This window comes from Paracoccus marinaquae (assembly GCF_018860165.1).
Taxonomy (GTDB): domain Bacteria; phylum Pseudomonadota; class Alphaproteobacteria; order Rhodobacterales; family Rhodobacteraceae; genus Paracoccus; species Paracoccus marinaquae.
Window position 1 is genome coordinate 221539 of record NZ_JAHKNG010000002.1, and the last position, 18518, is coordinate 240056.

The 18518-nt window shown below is 66.7% G+C and carries 16 protein-coding genes; 7 read left to right on the forward strand and 9 right to left on the reverse strand.

Annotation, left to right across the window (positions count from 1 at the left end):
- Nucleotides 1–28: 28 nt before the first annotated feature.
- Together KNW02_RS02485 and KNW02_RS02490 are read right to left on the reverse strand one after the other, a co-directional pair.
- Nucleotides 29–988 (reverse strand): acetyl-CoA carboxylase carboxyltransferase subunit alpha, encoded by a 960-nt coding sequence (locus KNW02_RS02485; protein WP_216031669.1) that lies wholly within the window; start codon nt 986–988, stop codon nt 29–31.
- A 105-nt stretch (nt 989–1093) separates the two neighbouring features.
- On the reverse strand, nt 1094–2281 hold the full coding sequence (locus tag KNW02_RS02490) for a MalY/PatB family protein (RefSeq protein WP_216031670.1): 1188 nt from the start codon (nt 2279–2281) through the stop codon (nt 1094–1096).
- A gap of 80 nt (nt 2282–2361) precedes the next feature.
- Between KNW02_RS02490 and def (KNW02_RS02495) the strand changes: the two genes are divergently transcribed.
- The 3 genes from def (KNW02_RS02495) to KNW02_RS02505 all read left to right on the forward strand — a co-directional run bounded on the left by def (KNW02_RS02495) (nt 2362) and on the right by KNW02_RS02505 (nt 4853).
- A complete protein-coding gene (gene def / locus KNW02_RS02495) occupies nt 2362–2883 on the forward strand; it encodes a peptide deformylase (protein ID WP_216031671.1) in 522 nt (173 codons plus the stop codon).
- 27 nt (nt 2884–2910) lie between these two features.
- The gene (gene def, locus KNW02_RS02500) at nt 2911–3414 is read left to right on the forward strand and encodes a peptide deformylase (protein ID WP_216031672.1); all 504 of its coding nucleotides are present in this window, start codon (nt 2911–2913) and stop codon (nt 3412–3414) included.
- A 524-nt stretch (nt 3415–3938) separates the two neighbouring features.
- Nucleotides 3939–4853 (forward strand): LAPAL motif-containing putative phage structural protein, encoded by a 915-nt coding sequence (locus KNW02_RS02505; protein ID WP_216031673.1) that lies wholly within the window; start codon nt 3939–3941, stop codon nt 4851–4853.
- A gap of 339 nt (nt 4854–5192) precedes the next feature.
- Here KNW02_RS02505 and KNW02_RS02510 read toward each other — a convergent pair whose 3' ends face one another.
- Nucleotides 5193–5978 (reverse strand): exodeoxyribonuclease III, encoded by a 786-nt coding sequence (locus KNW02_RS02510; protein WP_216031674.1) that lies wholly within the window; start codon nt 5976–5978, stop codon nt 5193–5195.
- Nucleotides 5979–6128: 150 nt separating this feature from the next.
- On the opposite strand from KNW02_RS02510, the gene KNW02_RS02515 reads away from it, so the two are divergent.
- The gene (locus KNW02_RS02515) at nt 6129–7445 is read left to right on the forward strand and encodes an MFS transporter (protein WP_216031675.1); all 1317 of its coding nucleotides are present in this window, start codon (nt 6129–6131) and stop codon (nt 7443–7445) included.
- An 80-nt stretch (nt 7446–7525) separates the two neighbouring features.
- On the opposite strand, the gene KNW02_RS02520 is transcribed toward KNW02_RS02515, so the two are convergent.
- Nucleotides 7526–8047, reverse strand: coding sequence for a PepSY domain-containing protein (locus tag KNW02_RS02520; protein ID WP_216031676.1), 522 nt, complete (start codon nt 8045–8047; stop codon nt 7526–7528).
- 115 nt (nt 8048–8162) lie between these two features.
- Here KNW02_RS02520 and KNW02_RS02525 point away from each other — a divergent pair, with 115 nt between their 5' ends.
- A complete protein-coding gene (locus tag KNW02_RS02525; RefSeq protein ID WP_216031677.1) occupies nt 8163–9137 on the forward strand; it encodes a glutathione S-transferase family protein in 975 nt (324 codons plus the stop codon).
- Between the two features lie 84 nt (nt 9138–9221).
- On the opposite strand, the gene KNW02_RS02530 is transcribed toward KNW02_RS02525, so the two are convergent.
- Nucleotides 9222–10379, reverse strand: coding sequence for a linear amide C-N hydrolase (locus KNW02_RS02530; protein WP_216031678.1), 1158 nt, complete (start codon nt 10377–10379; stop codon nt 9222–9224).
- Nucleotides 10380–10568: 189 nt separating this feature from the next.
- Complete coding sequence (locus KNW02_RS02535) at nt 10569–11255, reverse strand: response regulator transcription factor (protein ID WP_216031679.1); 687 nt, start codon at nt 11253–11255, stop codon at nt 10569–10571.
- 144 nt (nt 11256–11399) lie between these two features.
- Between KNW02_RS02535 and ribA the strand changes: the two genes are divergently transcribed.
- Both ribA and KNW02_RS02545 read left to right on the forward strand, forming a co-directional pair.
- Nucleotides 11400–12458 (forward strand): GTP cyclohydrolase II, encoded by a 1059-nt coding sequence (gene ribA, locus KNW02_RS02540; protein WP_216031680.1) that lies wholly within the window; start codon nt 11400–11402, stop codon nt 12456–12458.
- Nucleotides 12455–12985, forward strand: coding sequence for a L,D-transpeptidase family protein (locus KNW02_RS02545; protein ID WP_216031681.1), 531 nt, complete (start codon nt 12455–12457; stop codon nt 12983–12985). The genes ribA and KNW02_RS02545 overlap by 4 nt, the downstream gene beginning before the upstream one ends.
- A 20-nt stretch (nt 12986–13005) precedes the next feature.
- Here the strand turns inward: KNW02_RS02545 and KNW02_RS02550 are convergent, their stop codons facing one another.
- From KNW02_RS02550 to KNW02_RS02560, 3 genes are read right to left on the reverse strand one after another with little or no spacing between them, the layout of a single operon-like run.
- Nucleotides 13006–16383: an error-prone DNA polymerase gene (locus KNW02_RS02550; RefSeq protein ID WP_216031682.1), complete on the reverse strand. Its 3378-nt coding sequence runs from the start codon at nt 16381–16383 to the stop codon at nt 13006–13008.
- Nucleotides 16380–17858 (reverse strand): Y-family DNA polymerase, encoded by a 1479-nt coding sequence (locus tag KNW02_RS02555; protein ID WP_216031683.1) that lies wholly within the window; start codon nt 17856–17858, stop codon nt 16380–16382. The genes KNW02_RS02550 and KNW02_RS02555 overlap by 4 nt, the downstream gene beginning before the upstream one ends.
- Complete coding sequence (locus KNW02_RS02560) at nt 17800–18360, reverse strand: ImuA family protein (protein ID WP_216031719.1); 561 nt, start codon at nt 18358–18360, stop codon at nt 17800–17802. The genes KNW02_RS02555 and KNW02_RS02560 overlap by 59 nt, the downstream gene beginning before the upstream one ends.
- Between the last annotated feature and the right edge of the window lie 158 nt (nt 18361–18518).

Below are 18518 nucleotides of genomic sequence, written 5' to 3' on the forward strand. Positions count from 1 at the left end.
TCGACGGCGCGACCTTGCCGCCTGCGGTTCAGGCCAGCGATTTCGATCCCATGGACAGGAATTTCTGCCGCCGGTCGCGGATCAGATCGGCGGGCTGGCGGCCTGAAAGCTCTTTCAGCATCGCCGCGATCTCGTCACCCACGGCCGCCATGGCAGCGGCGGGATCGCGCTGCGCGCCGCCCATCGGTTCGGGCACGATGCGATCGATCACGCCCAGCTTTTTCAGATCCTGGGCGGTCAGGCGCAGCGCCTCGGCGGCGTCGCGCATCTTGTCGGCATCCTTCCACAGGATCGAGGCGCAGCCCTCGGGCGAGATCACCGAATAGATGGAATGTTCCAGCATGGCGATGCGGTTCGCCGTGGCAAAGGCCACCGCCCCGCCCGAGCCGCCCTCGCCGATGATGACCGAAACCAGCGGCACGCCGATATCGAGGCATTTCTGGGTGCAGCGGGCGATGGCCTCGGACTGGCCCCGTTCCTCGGCGCCCTTGCCGGGATAGGCGCCCGGGGTATCGACCAGCGTCACCACCGGCAGGCCGAACCTGTGCGCCATGTCCATCAGCCGGATCGCCTTGCGATAGCCCTCGGGCCGGGCCATGCCGAAATTGTGGTGAATCCGGGTCCGGGTGTCATTGCCCTTCTCATGGCCGATCACCACGCAGGGACGGTCCCGAAAGCGGGCGAGGCCGCCCATCACGGCGTGATCGTCGCCAAAGGCGCGGTCCCCGGCCAGGGGCGTGTATTCGTTGAACAGCGCCTCGATATAGTCGCGGCAATGCGGCCGGTCGGGATGGCGCGCGACCTGGGTTTTCCGCCAGGGATCGAGGCTCTTGTAAAGCTCTCTCAGCAGGTCGCCGGCCTTCCGGTCCAGCGCCGCGGCCTCTTTCTCGACATCGACCGCATCCTCGGCCTTGCGGGCCATGGCGCGAAGCTCTTCGGCCTTGCCCTCGATATCGGCCAGCGGCTTCTCGAAATCCAGATAGACCATGCGCGGGATGCTCCGGGGCTGTTCGCGGTTCGCGCCCCTATATGATCGCGCCCGCGCCGGATTGCAACGCGCGGCCTGCCGTGGCCGGTCGGGCGCCGCTGCCGATTACTGCAGGTCCGCGAAGGCGCTTTTCAGGCGGCGGACGGCCTCGGCCACATGCGCGCGCGGCGTCGCGAGGTTGAAACGCAGGAAGGTTTCGCCGCCCCGGCCGAAGCTGGCGCCGTGGTTGGCGGCGATCAGGGCGGTCCGTTCCACGCGGGCGGTGAATTCGGCCGGGCTCATCCCGGTGCCCGAGAAATCGACCCAGGCCAGATAGGTCGCCTCAAGCGGCATCGAGCGCAGGCCGGGGATGGCGTTCACGCCCTCGTCGAAGAGGCGCCGGTTGCCGTCCAGATATTCCACCAGCGCATCGGCCCATGCCGCGCCTTCGGGGGAATAGGCGGCGGTGACCATGTCCATGCCGAACAGGCCGGGCGAGATCGACAGCGCCGCAATCCGGGCCTTGAAGCGGGCGCGCAATCCCTCGTCGGCGATGATCGCGTTGCCCAGATGCGCGCCGGCGATGTTGAAGGTCTTGGTGGCGGCATTGAGCGTGACCAGCCGGTCGGCGATTTCGGGCACCGCCGCCGCCGTGACCAGGTGGCGCGGGCTGCCGGGCATGACCAGATCGCAATGCACCTCGTCCGAGATCAGGATCAGGTCGTGGCGGATGCAGAAATCCGCGACCTCGCGCAGTTCCGCCTCGGTCCAGACCCGTCCGCCGGGATTGTGCGGCGAGCAGAGGATCAGAAGTCTCTCGCGGCCGGTCAGCATGGTTTCCCACCGCGACCAGTCCATGCGATAGGCGCCGTCCCGATTTGCCAGCGGCAGTTCCAGCAACTCGCGCCCGGCGGCGCGGGTGACGCGGCCGAAGGCGTGATAGACCGGCGACATCACCGCCACGCCGTCGCCGGGCCGGGTATAGGCGTCGATTGCCAGCGCCACGGCATTGACCAGACCGGCGGTGGTCAGGATCCAGCCGGTATCGACCTTCCAGCCGTGGCGGTTGGCCATCCACCACGCGATCGCGTCCAGATAGGGGCCATGCGCGCCGGGATAGCCATAGACGCCATGCGCGGCCGTCGCCTCGACCGCGCGCTGGACGGCGGCGGGCGGGCGGAAATCCATGTCGGCCACCCACATCGCCAACCCGCCCTCGGCCGGGCAGACCCCATAGGCGCCCTTCATGTCGTCCCATTTCGAGCAATGGGTGCCGGTGCGGTCGATGATCTCGTCGAAATCCGGGCGGGTCATGGGGGCCTCGTCGCTGTGGCGGTCAGGCCCTGCATACGCCGGTTGTTGCGTCTGGTGAAGCCATCCCCTAAATCGCCCATATGACCCTGCGCCCGATCCTGATCCATCCCGACCCGCGCCTGAAGAAGGTGGCCGAGCCCATCGCCCGCATCACGCCCGAGATCGAGGCGCTGGCGGAGGACATGCTGGCGACCATGTACGAGGCGCCGGGGATCGGGCTGGCCGGCCCGCAGGTCGGCGTGCTGAAGCGCATCTTCGTGATGGACGCGACCCGCGATCCCGAGGCCGAGCGGACGCCTCTGGTGCTGGTCAATCCCGAGATCGAACAGGTCTCGGAAGACCTGAACGTCTATGAGGAGGGATGCCTGTCGATCCCCGATCAATATGCCGACGTGACCCGGCCCGCGCAGGTGCGGATGCGCTGGCTGGGGCTGGACGGCAAGACCCATCAGCAGGATTTCGACGGGCTCTGGGCGACCTGCGCCCAGCACGAGCTGGACCACCTGAACGGGGTGCTGTTCATCGACCATATCTCGGCCATCAAGCGGCAGATGATCACCCGCAGGATGGTCAAGCTGAAGCGCGAGCAGGCGCGTGCCTGAGCCCGGCCGCCGGTCCAAGGCCCGCGCATGACCGTCCGGCCCTTCCTCGGCCATGATGACCGCCGCCTGCACCTGCCGGCCGGGCCGGTCGCCGCCGTGACCGAGACGGTGCAGATGATCTGGGACGACATGATCGACACGATGGAGGCGATGCCGGGGGTGGGGCTGGCGGCGCCGCAGATCGGCATCATGCTGCGGCTGGCGGTGGTCGATGCCTCGGAGAGGCGCGGGCAGGCGCTGCGCTTGGCCAATCCCGAGATCCTGCATGCCAGCGCGCAGCTGCGCGCCCATGACGAGGCCAGCCCGAACCTGCCCGGCGTCTCGGCCCGGATCAGCCGGCCGCGGGCGGTGACGGTGCGGTTCCTGAACGCGGCGGGCGAGGTCGAAGAGCGCGATTTCGTCGGCCTCTGGGCGGTCAGCGTCCAGCACCAGATCGACCATCTGAACGGGCGGCTCTATGTGGACCACCTGTCGCCCCTGCGCCGCAAGATGCTGGTGCAGAAATCGGCCAAGCTGGCGCGACGGGGATAGCGCCCCGACCCCGAAACCAACCGTCCTGACCCCCGGCCGCGTTGCGGCGGGGGATGCAACACGGGCGGGCGTTGCGTGTTGCGCTGCCCGGCGGGGTGGTCGTGGAATGGCCAGCAAATGCCGGGTTTTGCGAGGCACGGCGCGTCCACCGGGGCGGCACCGGATGTGCACAGCGCGTACACAGCCTGCGAACGGTGGATCAAGACATGGTTGAACAGGGCCGGATGGTCCTGCCCCAACGTCAGAGGTCCTGCCGGTGGGGCGACGGTCGGTGTGCAGCCGCCATGCGCGAAGGGTTGATCAGATGACGGCTAGGCGGGATGAAGCGGGCCTTCGCTGGGCGGCGCAAAATATGCGCTGCGGCTGTCAGGGGTTCGAAAAGTGGGCGGTAAGTCGGCTTTCGCTGCGTATGGCGCGAACGTCAGGAACGCGCAGTTTTCGGTCGGCTCGGACTTTCCAACATTCGGAATGACAAGCTAACGCTTCGCCCGTATGCTGACCGCCAAAAAAGGTTTGGGGCGGCAGTGAGCACTTTCAAAATCGGATTTGACGGACCATCAGTCGAGAACGGCGAAATTGATGTCGCCGATCTCGCCCCCGCGCTTCTCGCGCTTGGAGAGCTTTTTTCTGCTGCCAATCAGGCGCTTAACCAGGATCGTGCAGAAGCCAAACTGCGAATCCGGGCCTCAGAAAAGGGCAGCTTTGTTGCCCTGCTTTCCTTAGATGTCAGCTTCGTCACCGACCTTCTAGATATGGTCGCCGCGTACCCAGACCGAGTCACAGCGGCGGACCAACTGCTAGACCTTCTGATAAAAGGCGGCGGCGCGCTCGCAACGGGAACGGTCGGACTGTTTGGCGCTCTACGCTTCCTGAGAGGCAAGCGCCCTGACAAGACTGAAAAGAATGGAAACGGAACCACCTCGATCACTGTCGGCCCGACGACCATCGTCGTTGACCAGCGGACGGTCGTTCTTCTCGAGGACTACCGCACCCGCGAGGCCACCGAGAAATTCGTCGGAACTGCCCTCAATGCGAAGGGGATCAACAAGGTTTCCTTCGATGAAGAGCCCGACGGAACGCCCGAACTCATCCTTACCAAGGATGACATTGCGGCGGTTAAGGTCCCAGAGCCGGAAGACGATGATAAGACAGAAACTACCACGAAGCGCGAAGCCTTGGTAAAAATCGTTAGCGCACAATTCGCCGAAGGTTATCTCTGGCGCTTCACCGACGGCACAAACACATTCACCGCCTCAATGGAAGATCAGGATTTCTTGAATCGGCTGGACCGCTCGGAAGTCGTCCTTTCCAAGAACGACACCCTGCGCTGCGAAATCGAAGAAACGCAGACTCTCGCAGGCAACAAATTGAAGACAGACGCCAAAATTCTCGAAGTCAAAGAACATATTTCCGGCGCTCGCCAGTTGAAGCTCCTCTGAATCTAGCGTTACAGCCAAGCGGACTTAACAACGGTCGGGGTGTTTTTTCGGCACTGTATTCGATCTCCCCTCACCTTCGCATCCCTCCGGCGGAGGCTGTCTGATGTGGTTTCGGGCTGGGAACCGGCCATCTGCTACGTCTTCCACGAAGGTCCGCTCAGGGCCGGCCTTTCCGGGCCGCCTAAGTTTTGACTGCAGAATGCAGCACCGGCACGCTCGGTAGATTGGGTTCAATCCTGCGGCGAGAGTTTTCCGGTCCGGTTCCAAACGACATTCCGTGCCCGACAAGACAGGTCCTGTGGCCCCGGCCGATGATGGTTCCGCCTGCGTGGCGCGGGGCTAGAGGTCGAAGCTGGCGAAGACCGGGACGTGGTCGCTGGGCTGGTCCCAGCCGCGCACCGGGCGCAGCACGCGGCTGCCGTGGCCGGCATTGGCGATGTCGGGGCTGGCCCAGACGTGGTCCAGCCGGCGGCCCTTGTCGGCGGCGTCCCAGTCGCGGGCGCGATAGCTCCACCACGAATAGAGCAGCCCCTCGGGGATGTCCTGGCGGGTGATGTCGACCCATCCGCCGGCATCCTGCGCGGCCAGCAGATGCTCGACCTCGATCGGGGTGTGGCTGACGATCTTCAGAAGCTGCCTGTGGGACCAGACATCATCCTCGCGCGGGGCGATGTTGAAATCGCCGACCATGATCGCGCGCCGGGGCCGGTCGGCATGGAAGACGTCGCGCATCTCGGCCACGAAATCGAGCTTCTGGCCGAATTTCTCGTTCACCGTGCGGTCGGGGATGTCGCCGCCGGCCGGCACATACATGTTGTGGATCACCACGCCGTTCTCCAGCCGGGCGGCGACATGGCGGGCATGGCCCATGCGCGCCCAGTCGCGGTCGCCCGCATCCTCGATCGGCAGGCGCGACAGGATGGCGACGCCGTTATAGCCCTTCTGCCCGCGCGCGACGATATGGCTGTAGCCGAGATCGCGGAACTGTTCGGTCGGGATCTTCTCGACCGGCGACTTGCATTCCTGCAGGCAGAGGATATCGGGCGCCTCGTCGCGCAGGAGCCGGGCGACCAGCCCCTCGCGCAGTCGGACCGAGTTGATGTTCCAGGTGGCGATGGTGAACATGGGCGGGCTCCTTCTTGCCGGCGGACCCTAGCGGCGGCGCCGGGCGGTGTCGAGCCGGGGGCCGATGCCGCGCTGCCGCAATGAAGGCTTGGTGATCGCGGGCGCGGGCGCTAAGCAGGACAAAAGCGCGGCAGGAAAAGGGGCCCGGGGATGCAGTTGACCGTGGATGAGGCGCTGGCGCAGGGCGGGACCGGGCGGTTCCAGTGGCGGCTTCTGGGCATCTTCGGGCTGGTCTGGGCGGCCGATGCGATGCAGGTGATCGCGGTCGGCTTTGCCGCGCCCTCGGTCGCCGCGACCTTCGGGCTGGAGCGGGTGACGGCGCTGCAGATCGGCACGCTGTTCTTCCTTGGCATGTTCGTGGGCGCCTGGGGGTTCGGGCGCATCGCCGACCGGATCGGGCGGCGCAACGTGCTGATCGGCACGGTGGCGATGGATGCGGTCTTTGGCCTCGCCTCGGTCTTTGCGCAGGACTTCACCCTGCTTCTGGCGTTGCGCTTTCTGACCGGGGTGGCGGTGGGCGGCACCTTGCCGGTGGATTACGCGATGATGGCCGAGTTCCTGCCGCCGAGGAACCGAGGCCGCTGGCTGGTCTGGCTGGAGGGGTTCTGGGCCATCGGCACCATCGTCATCGCGCTGACCGCCTGGATCGCGGCCAGCCTGGGTGCGGTGGCGCCGTGGCGCTGGATCTTCGCCGTGGCCGCCATCCCGGCGGTGATCGGCATCTTCCTGCGGCTCTGGGTGCCGGAATCGCCGATGTATCTGGTCCGCAAGGGCCGGGCGGCCGAGGCGAAACGGGTGGTCAACCGGGTGCTGACCGCCAATGGCGTCCACGGGCTGCCTGCCGATGCCGTGCTGGTGCCCGCGCCGCTGCCCGAAGGGGCCGAGACCTCGATCTTCGCGCCGCTGCTGCGGCTGCGGACCTTCGGCGTGCTGGCCGTGTGGTTCCTTGTCTCGCTGTCCTATTACGGCGTCTTCATCTGGGTGCCGGGCCAGCTTGCGACCGAGGGCTTCGGCTTCGTGCGCGGCTATGGCTTTCTCGTGGTGCTGGCGCTGGCGCAGATCCCCGGCTATGCGCTGGCCGCCTGGGGCGTCGAGGCGCTGGGCCGGCGCACCACGCTGATGGGCTTTCTGTTCCTCAGCGCGGCGGGCTGTTTCCTGTTCACCATCGCCAGCGGCACCGCGATGGTCGCCGGCTCGCTGATCCTGATGAGCTTTGCGCTGCTGGGCACCTGGGGGGCGCTTTACGCCTTCACGCCCGAGCTTTACCCGACCAATCTGCGCGGCACCGGCATGGGTACGGCCAGCGCCATGGCGCGGCTGGGCGGCATCCTGGCGCCAAGCCTGCTGGCCATGGTCTTCGCGCGCGGCTTCGATCTGGCCATCGGCGTCTTTGCGCTGCTGCTGCTGCTGGGCGCGGCGGCGCTGCTGTTCGTGCGCTCGGAAACCCGCGACGCCGCCATCGCCTGAGGCGCGGCAAGGCTGCACCCGGCCACCGGTTGGGCGGCCGGGTGCGTCACTGCCCCGGTTCTTCTTGCCTTGCCTGGGTGTCAGTCGTCGTCGCCGTCGTCATCGCGGTCGTCGTCGCGATCACCGCCCCGGCCACGCCCGCCGCCATGGCCGCGGCCATCGTCGTCGTCCCGGTCGCTCCGGCCGGCGCTGCGGCCGCCACCGCGACGACCGCGATCGTCGTCATCGTCGTCGCGGTCAAAGCCGCGGCCCCCGCGCCCACGGCCGCGATCATCGTCGTCATCGTCGTCGTCACGCCCGAAGCTGGATCCGCGCCGGCCGCGGCGGTCGTGATCGTCGTCGTCGTCGCCCCACCAGTCGCCGCGCGCGACCTGCCAGCTGTCGCGGTCGAGCAGCCGCCCGGTCCGGGCGCTGTAATCCAGTTCGACCCGCTGGCCGCCGCGCCGGGCCGACACCTCGATCCGCCCGTCGTCGCGATCGATATTGATCGAATGGAAGCCCTGCGCCCGCAACTGGCTGCGGATCTGCGCCTCGGGGCTCTGTGCCAGGGCCGGCGCGGCGGCCATGACCAGGGCGGCGATCAGAGGAAGCTTGATTTTCATCGGATTAACCCTTTCCGTGATATGGATGTCTGGTCTGATTACGGGCGGGGCGCAGGGTTATTCCCGCCGGACCGAAAATTTTCGGTCCGGGCCGGAGGACAGGCGGAGGGGACGGATGGGCAAGCTGATCAACGGGGTCTGGGCGGATCAATGGTACGACACCAAGAGCCATGGCGGCGAATTCATCCGCGACACGTCGAAATACCGCAACTGGGTGACGGCGGACGGCAGCCCCGGCCCCGACGGCGAGGGCGGCTTTCGCGCCGAAAGCGGGCGCTATCACCTCTATGTCTCATATGCCTGCCCCTGGGCGCATCGCACCCTGATCTTCCGGGCGCTGAAGGATCTGGGCGATCACATCGAGGTTTCGGTCGTCCATCCCGACATGCTGGCCGATGGCTGGAGCTTTGACGAGGATTTCCCCGGCGCCACCGGTGACGGCCTGTTCGGCAGCGATTTCCTGCGCGACATCTATCTGCGCGCCAATCCCAGGGCCTCGGGCCGGGTGACGGTGCCGGTCCTGTGGGACCGCGAGCGCGATACCATCGTGTCGAACGAAAGCGCGGACATCATCCGCATGTTCAATTCCGGCTTCGACCGGATCACCGGGAACGAGGACGATTACTGGCCCGAATCGCTGCGCGGGCGCATCGATCAGGTCAATGTCCGGGTCTATGACACGGTGAACAACGGTGTCTACCGGGCCGGGTTCGCCACCTCGCAGGCGGCCTATGACGCCGCGGTGGTGCCGCTGTTCGACAGCCTCGACTGGATCGAGGCGCTGCTGGGCGTGAACCGTTACCTGACCGGGCATCGCATCACCGAGGCCGACTGGCGCCTGTTCACCAGCATCTGCCGCTTTGATGCGGTCTATCACACGCATTTCAAGTGCAACCGCCGCCGGGTGACGGATTATCCGAACCTGTGGGGCTGGGCGCGCGAACTGTATCAATGGCCCGGCATCGCCGAGACGGTGCGCCCCGAGCATTATGTCCGCCACTATTACTTCAGCCACACCACGGTGAACCCGCATCGCATCATCCCGATCGGCCCGGACGAGGACTGGACCGCGCCGCACGGGCGGGGCTGAGCAACGAAAAACCCCGGCGCGGGGGGCGCGCCGGGGGCATCAGAGAGAGACGTGGCCGCATCCGCCGACCACTGGGCTTCGGGATCATAACGCCGGAATCGAAGGGCGGTTCCGGAGGCGGCGGCTGACCGCGGGATCAGACGGCTGGCCCTGGAAACCGGACCATTTGTCAGACGTGCGGTTGAGAACCCTGAACTCGCTGCTCATGGGAATGACGCTGACCTTGTCGATGTCCTTGACCACCTGCCGGATGTCGATGCTTTCGACCACCTGCGACTTGTAGCTCTTGAAGAAATAGACGGCGTTGCGGGTGTCGGAGGCCGAAGTCCAGATCGTGTAGTCCTTCAGGACCTGGCCATCCGGGTTCTGTTCCTGGATGGCCCCCATGGGAATGTCGAAGGCATTGAGAATGTGAAAGCTGCGGAACACCGCCTCGGCCGCGTCCGCCGAGGGCTGGGCGGTATTGGCAAAGGCCACCGCGCGGACGAAGCGCGACGGAGAGGTGAAGTCCCCGGGCAGGCCGGCCATGCCGGTGCCCTGACCGAAGGGCCGGAGGGTTTCGCGGCCGATCGTGATCTCGTCGCGGTTCTCGAAGGAAAGCCCGATATAGGAGCGAAGATTCGTCAGGTGCCAGTCAAAGGGCGGGTTATTGGTCAGGGCGTTGACCGTGTTGTCATGGACCGCCAGGCCATCCTTGGTGTATTCGATCACGATCGAGGCGCCGCTTGCATCGGTCACGGCATAGTGGAACGGCGCAAATCCCTTGATCGCGTCGATATAGGTTCCGACAACGGTGATCTTGGGCAGTGCTTCCCTGACCTCGGCCACGGTTGCGAACTGCCCGAGGATCCAGTTCCCCAATTCGTCGGACGAGACGGCCTGATCGCGGTTTTCCTCGGTCAGATCCGCGAAGACGGCCGGGCCTGCGAAATAGAACGCGCCGAAATAGAGCCCCTCGGTGTTCATGCCGTCGAACACGATGGGCATGTCGAGGCCGTTGGCACCGGCGAAGCCGTATTTCGCCTCGAAGGAAAAGCCGGTGACGTCCTTGTTCAGGACCAGCATCTCGATATTCGTGCCTGCGGGAACGGCGATGATGTCGGACTGGATGTCGAAGCCGAACTCCATCGTGCGGCCCTGCACGACGGCCCCGTCATCGGCGCGAAGAATAATGCCGGTGCAGGCCAGCGCCGACTGACTTGCGACTGCAATGGCGAGGGCCGCCACGGCGACCCGCCTCAAGGTTTTCTGCAATATCATTCGGTTAATCTCCCGGACCCGATCTCTGATGGTGAAACACAACCGCAAATTGCATTCCGCCCGTGCGGAGGGCAAGTGAATATTTGTCGCATCGCGGGGATCAAAAAAGGCCCGGCATCACGGCGGGCCTTTCCTGGCCGCATCCGCCGGCTGGCGGGCCTTGGGACCGGCTCAGGCGACCAGGCGATAGCCGCCCGATTCCGTCACCAGCAGCCGCGCGTTCGAGGGATCGGGCTCGATCTTCTGGCGCAGCCGGTAGATATGGGTTTCCAGCGTGTGGGTGGTGACGCCGGCATTATATCCCCAGACCTCGTGCAGCAGCACATCGCGCGCCACCACGCCGTCCTGCGCGCGATAGAGGAACTTCAGGATATTGGTTTCCTTCTCGGTCAGGCGGATCTTGCGTTCTCTGGCGTCGATCAGCATCTTCATCGCCGGCTTGAAGGTATAGGGCCCAAGCTGGAAGATCGCGTCCTCGGACTGTTCATGCGTGCGCAGCTGCGCCCGCAGCCGGGCCAGCAGCACCGGGAACTTGAAGGGCTTGGTCACATAGTCGTTGGCGCCCGCGTCCAGCCCGAGGATGGTGTCGGCATCGGTGTCATGCCCGGTCAGCATCACGATCGGGCATTTCACGTTCAGCTTGCGCAGCTTCTTGCACAGCTCGCGCCCGTCGGTATCGGGCAGCCCGACATCGAGGATCACCAGATCGAAGATGGCGGTCTTCGTCGCCTCGACCGCCTCGGCGCCGCTGCCGGCCTCGATCACGTCGAAATCGTCGGTCGCCACCAGCTGCTCGGCCAGCGCCTCGCGCAGGTCTTCCTCGTCATCGACCAGCAGAATCTTTTTCAGTCCGGCCATACTTGCCTCCTTGTGCCTCATTGCGCAAATGAGTGGGGCGATGCCGGCCCTGCGTCCAGCGACATGTCGGAAATCTCACATGGAGTTGTCGGAGAAAGCCGGTATGTTTCAGTTTGTTTCAGTTTTGCGCCCCTCGGACCGCCCATGAGCCTGATCCCGACCCTTGCCGAAACCGTCTCGCGTGCCCGCGCCGATCTGCGCATGGGCCTGCCGGTGATGATCGGCGGGCATCTGGCGGCGGCGGTGGAAACGCTGTCGGCGGAACGGCTGGCGGACATCAAGGCTCTGGGCCGGCCGCTCCTGGCGCTGACCGGGCGGCGGGCCGAGACGCTGAAGGCGCGGGCCTATGACGACGGGCTGGCGCGGGTGCAGGTGCCGGGGGACGCGGATCTGGGCTGGCTGCGGGCGCTGGCCGATCCGGCGGGCGACCTGATGACGCCGATGAAGGGGCCGCTCTTCACCGAACGCGAGGGCGATGCCGGTCCGCACAAGGCGGCGCTGGCGCTGGCGAAATCGGCGCAGTTGCTGCCGGCGGTGCTGTTGGTGCCGGCCCATGCGCCGGCCGGGCTGACGGTGCTGGCGCCGGGGCAGGTGCTGGCGCATCTGGCGGGCGAGGCGGCGCTGGCCCCGGTCGCCTCGGCCCGCCTGCCGCTGATGGCGGCGGAACGGTCGCGGCTGCATATCTTCCGCCCCGATGACGGCGGCGAGGAACATTACGCCATCGAGATCGGCGATCCGCCGCGCGACCGACCGGTGCTGGCGCGGCTGCATTCGGCCTGTTTCACCGGCGACGTGCTGGGCAGCCTGAAATGCGATTGCGGCCCGCAGCTGCAGGCGGCGCTGGCGGCGATGGGGCAGGCGGGGGCGGGGGTACTGCTGTACCTGAACCAGGAGGGGCGTGGCATCGGGCTGGCCAACAAGATGCGCGCCTATGCCCTGCAGAACCAGGGTTTCGACACGGTCGAGGCCAATCACCGGCTGGGGTTCGAGGATGACGAGCGCGATTTCCGCATCGGTGCCGGCCTGCTGAAACGGCTGGGCTTTTCCGCGGCGCGGCTGATGACCAACAACCCGAGGAAGGTCGCCATGCTGGAAGGCCACGGCATCGCGGTGCCCGAGCGCGTGCCGCTGGTCACCCCGCGCAACCGCTTCAACACCGGCTATCTGGACACCAAGGCGGAAAAATCGGGGCATCTGCTGTGAGCCCCCGTGATCTGGTCCTGACCCCGCGGGGCATCCGCTTTCGCGGCCGCGTCCTTCCCTGCAGCATCGGCAAGGGCGGCGTGACCGCGACCAAGTGCGAGGGCGACGGCGCCACCCCCGCCGGCATGCATGTCATCACCGGCCTCTGGTATCGTCCCGACCGGATCGCGCCGCCCGCGCCCTGGGCGCGGCCCATCGGCCCCGGCGATCTGTGGTGCGATGCGCCGGATCATCCGGCCTATAACCGCCATGCCCGCGCGCCGCTGGCCGCCAGCCATGAACGGCTGCGCCGCGCCGATCCGCTGTATGACCTGATCCTGACCACCGACTGGAACTGGCCGGACGCCATTCCCGGCTGGGGCTCGGCCATCTTTCTGCATCAATGGCGCCGTCCGCGTTTCGGCACCGAGGGCTGCATCGCCTTCGCCCGGCCCGACCTGATCTGGATCGCAGGACATGCCGCGCCGGGTACATCTCTGATCGTGACCGCCCCCGGATCGCACCTTGTGGCTCCGCCGGCCGGTTGACCGGTCAAGGCGGGTTGCCCTCAATGGAAATCCCTGCTTGGGAAAAGCCTTTTGGCCTGATCGCGGGGATGCCTGGTGCGTGGCGCCGGGCGCCGGCAGGGTGCATCGTCGGCCTTGGTGCTGATCTGGCCGATCGCGTCTTCCATGGGATGGCCGAGATCGCTCAGGCGGTGCGAGACATCCGTGATCTGCTGCGCGATGAGGTGGACGACAATGCCTTCGCGTTGCAGCGTGCCGGTGACGCGCAGCAGACGCCCCCCCATCACGGCACGGCGGTATTGCGCGAAGGTCTTTTTCCAGACGACGACATTCGAGACGCCGGTTTCATCCTCGAGCGTCAGGAAGATCACGCCCGAGGCGGTGCCCGGACGCTGGCGGGTGATGACGAGACCGCAGACGGTGGTGCGCTGCAACGGTGCCCTGACCAATGTGTCATGGCGGGTGAGACCGGGCATGGAGGGGCGCAGGATCTCCATCGGGTGGGCGCGCAGGGTCAGGCGGGTGGCGACGTAATCCTCGACCACCTCCTCGCCCAGATGCATCTGCGGCAGGGTGACCGCGGGCTCGTGGATCGCCTCGCCGTCGATCGGGTCGTTGAACAGCGGCAGGGGCTCCTGCCCCCGGATCGCGCGCACCTGCCACAGCGCGTCGCGGCGATTGAGGCCCATGCCGGAAAACGCGTCCGCCTCGGCCAGACGTTCCAGAACGGCGGGGGCGATGCCGGCGCGCAGCCACAGGGATTCGGGGTCGGGATAGCCATTGCCGCGCGCGGCGGCGATCCAGTCGGCGTCGTCCTGCCTGAAGCCCTTGATCTGGCGAAAGCCGAGCCGCAGCGCCAGCGCGCCGTCGGCCCGGCGTTCCAGCGTATTGTCCCATGCGCTGTGGTTGGCGCAGATCGGGCGGACCTCGACATGGTGTTCGCGGGCGTCGCGGACGATCTGGGCCGGGGCGTAAAACCCCATCGGCTGGGAATTCAGAAGCGCGCAGGCAAAGACCGCCGGGTGATGGCATTTGAGCCATGCCGAGACATAGACCAGAAGCGCGAAGGCCGCCGCGTGGCTTTCGGGGAAGCCGTAATCGGCAAAGCCCTCGATCTGGGAAAAGCAGCGCTCGGCGATTTCCGGGGAATAGCCGCGCGCCAGCATGCCGGTGATGAACTTGTCCTTATGCGCGCCAATCGTGCCCATGCGCCGGAACGAGGCCAGCGCCCGGCGCAACTGATCGGCCTCTTCGGCGGTATAGCCCGCGCCGACCACGGCGATCTGCAGGGCCTGTTCCTGAAACAGCGGCACGCCCAAGGTGCGGCGGGTGACGGCTTCCAGTTCCGGGCCGAAGGGTTCGGGCTTTTCCAGACCCTGACGGCGGCGGATATAGGGCTGGACCATGCCGCCCTGAATGGGGCCGGGGCGGACGATGGCGACCTCGATCACCAGATCATAGAATTCGCGCGGCTGCATGCGGGGCAGGAAATTCATCTGCGCCCGGCTTTCGACCTGAAAGACGCCGACCGCATCGGCCACGCAGAGCATGTCATAGGTGGCGGGATCCTGGGGCGGGACAGAGGCCAGCGTCAGCGCCGTCCCTTCGTGATCGGCCAGCAGCCCGAAAGCCTTGCGGATGCAGGTCAGCATGCCAAGGCCCAGCACATCGACCTTCAGGATCCCAAGCGCGTCGATATCGTCCTTGTCCCATTCGATGACGGTGCGATCCTCCATCGCGGCGTTCTCTATCGGGCACAGTTCATCCAGCCGGCCCTTGGTGATGACGAAGCCGCCGACATGCTGGGACAGGTGGCGCGGAAAGCCGATCAGTTCCCCGATCAGGCGCAGGGTCTGGGCCAGCCGGCGGTCGTCCGGGTTCAGGCCCAGTTCGCGCACGCGGCCCATGTTCGGGCCATCGCTGGATTGGCCCCAGATCGAGCCGGACAGCCCCGCCGTCACGTCCTGGCTTAGTCCCATGACCTTGCCGACCTCGCGGATCGCGGCGCGGGATCGGAAATGGATCACGGTGGCGCAGAGGCCCGCGCGGTGGCGGCCGTATTTCTGGTAAATCCACTGGATCACCTCCTCGCGACGCTCATGCTCGAAATCGACATCGATATCGGGTGGCTCGCCCCGGTGGCGCGAGACGAAACGCTCGAACACCATGCCGATCTGGTCGGGGCTGACATCGGTGATGCCCAGCAGGTAACACAGGATCGAATTCGCCGCCGAGCCGCGCCCCTGGCAGAGGATGCCCTGCGACCGCGCATATTGCACGATGTCGTGGACGGTCAGGAAATAGGCCGGATAGTCGAGTTCCCCGACCACGGCCAGTTCCTTGGCCATCAAGCCCTGCGCCCGTTCCGGCGCACCACCCGGATAGCGCCGCCGCATCCCTTCCTGCGCCAGCCGGGTCAGCCGGGCCATCGGCGTCTCGCCGCCCTCGGCGATCTCGTCGGGATATTGATAGCTGAGTTCCTGCAAGTTGAAGGCGCAGCGCGCGGCGATTTCCAGCGTGCGACGCAGGGCGGCGGGGTGGTTGTAGAACACCCGCTCCATATCCGCATGGCCCTTCAGCCGCCTTTCGGCGTTCAAGAGCGCGCGGGTGCCGATATTGTCGATGGTGCAGCCCAGGCGCAGGCAGGTCAGCACATCGGCCAGTTGGCGGCGCGAGGCCCGGTGCATCAGCACATCGCCGACCGCCACCATCGGCGCGGCACAGCGCAGCGCCAGCCGGGCGCAGGCGTCCAGATGCGCCTGATCCGAGCCGTCATAGCGCGGGGCGGCCCCCAGAAAGACATGGCCCGGGAAACGGCGGCGGATCCGCTGGATATCGGGCGCGGCCGCGCCCAGCCCGCCCTGCGGCAGGGCGATCAGGATCATGCCGGCGCAGTGATCCAGCATATCCGCAAGGTCGAGATGACATTCCGCCTTTCCGGCCCGGCGCTTGCCCAGCGTCAGCAGCCGCGTCAGCCGCTGATAGGCGGCCAGATCGGTGGGCAGCGCCAGCCATTCCACCCTGCTGTCGCGCAGCAGCAGACGACAGCCGGTGATCAGCTTTGGCAGATGCGGCGCCTCTGGCGGGGGAATATCCTCGGGCGTGCCAATTTCCTGCCGCGAGCAGTTGTCCATCCGGTGTTGCGAACGGATGCGGATCGCCTCATCCGCCTTCTCGGCAAGGATTTTCAATGCGGAATAAGCCCGCACCACGCCTGCCAGCGAGTTGCGGTCGGTAATGGCGATGGCCGACAGGCCCAGTTCGGCCGCGCGCGTGACCAGTTCCTCGGGGTGGGATGCGCCCGTCAGGAAGGTGAAATTCGTGGTTACGCAAAGCTCGGCATAGCCATCCGCCTGCTCTGGCCGCGCGTTGCGGCGGGGCGTCTGGGTCGGGCGATATTCGCGATTGATCTCGATCACGGGAATTCCCCCTGCACGAACCAGCCGGGATTCTGCGGCGTATGGAACAGCCAGAGGCGGCGGCCCTGCGTGGTCTCGACCCGCCAGTAATCGCGGGCGCCGCTGCGCCAGTTTTCGTCGTCGAGCCACCATTCCGGCGCGATCCGTTCGGGGCCTGTCGCGCGCATGGTGGTCAGGCGCATCCGCCGCCAGCGGAACTGCTGCGGCGGGCGCGGGCCGGTGGCGGTGATCGGTTCGGGCGGGAACATGATCAGCGGACGGGGGCGCGGGCTTGGGGGAAAGGGTTCGGGCCGGGAATAGGCCGCGGGTGCGATGATGAAGCCGCGCTCGGGGATATGGCTGTCGGCGGGCAGGACGCGCAGGATATTCTCAAGCCCGATCCGCGTGCCGATGCGGGTGATCAGATCGTCCAGCCGGTCACGTCTGTCCGGCCCGGCATGGCTGATCTGTTCGCTTGGCAGGGATTCGACCTGCGTGGCCTCAAGCCGAAGCTGGTCGATGCCATAGCCCGCATCCACCTCGCCGATGCCACGGGTGAAAAGCGGCAGGATGCGGGCCGGATCGCGCGAGCCCCGCGCAAGACGCAGTTCCACATGCTGCGCCTGTTGATCCACCCGGCGCAGGGTCAGGCACAGGATCCGCGCCCCGGCCTCATGCTGTTTCAGCCGGTCGCAGAGACGGATCAGCAGGCGTTCCGTTCCGGCCATGACATCCGCCTGCAGCCCGATGGGGTCCGGCAGGCTGATCCGGACGCCGTAATGCGGCGGCTCGGACCGCGGGGAAATCTGTTCGGGCTGCGCCCCAAGCGCCTGATCCAGACGCATCAGCAGCCCCGGCCCGAAGCGGCGCGCAAGCGGGGCCCGGGCGGTATCGGCCAATTGCCCGACGGTCCGCAGGCCCAGCCGTTGCAAGGCCGTGACAAGCTCGGCGTCCAGCCGCAAGGCCGCCACCGGCAGCGGGCCAAGCGCCGCCAGCGCCGCACCCGGCGCCGCCACCCCCTCGCCATGCCGCGCCAAAGCCCAGGCCGCGCCTCGCGTGTCGCCCAGCCCGATCCGCGCGGTCAGCCCGATCCGGCCAAGCCGCTGGCGCAGATCGCCCAGCATCGCCGCCTCGCCCCCCGCAAGATGGGCCGAGCCGGTGATGTCCATGACCAGCCCGTCATCCCCCTCGACCCCGACCCAGGGACAGTATCGCGTCGCCCATCGGCGCAGGCCCATGAGAAACCGCAGGTCTGCCTTCGGCTCTGCCGGACGGCTTTGCAGGTCGGGGCAGAAGGCGCGGGCATCCGAGAAGGCCATGCCGCGATAGAGCCCCTGACGCTCGGCCACGGCATTTAGGCAATGGATGCGGTTGGTGTTGTCCTGCCGCAGCGTCAGCGCGAAAGGCCCATGGGCAGGGCATCCCCGCAAGGCCCGGTCACTCGCGAGCCTTGGAAACCACAATGAGACGGTGCGCCGGCTGGCTCCATCGAACATGCCAGATGCCTAATGTTCCTGATTTGTTCTTGATAAGCGCCCATCGCTGCAGAGTCGAGTCCTCAGGCGCGCTGTCAGGATCGGGAAGCGGGCTGATATGCCACCGGGTTTCCGCCGCCGGGCTGCCCATGCCTTCGGGGATCAGGCAAAGCCCGGTGGCTTGCCCCGCCTTGGCCGCCAGTTGCAGCCTGCGCCCGGCCGTCAGATCAAGCGGCGCGGTCAACTCGACCACCACCAGCGGGACATGTCCGTCGCGCAGCCCTTCCTCGGCAACCGCGAGGGTTTCCGTCTGGTCCCTTGTCTGCGCAAGCAGAAGCCGGGACGGGTCGAGATAGGCGGCAAGTCCGGCAGGACCGATCGTCCGGGGCTGCCAGCCTTCCCGCACCCACAGAAGATCGCCCGCTTGCGCAGCCGCCACCGCCGCCAGACTGACCGCCAGGGGACCACAGGCTTCGTGAACGCGACCGGGGAGAAGGGGAAAAGCAGTGATCCGGAAGGGCATACGGACAGGATAGAGGCTTCGGCCGCCCGGATCAAACCATGGCAGCAGAAGAAGAGAATCATCACGGCCCGCATGGAGGTCGAGGGGATCATCGGGGCAACCCGTCGCGCGGAACGCCATTCCGCAATCTGGCAATACCGGCCGCGCCCGACCGGATC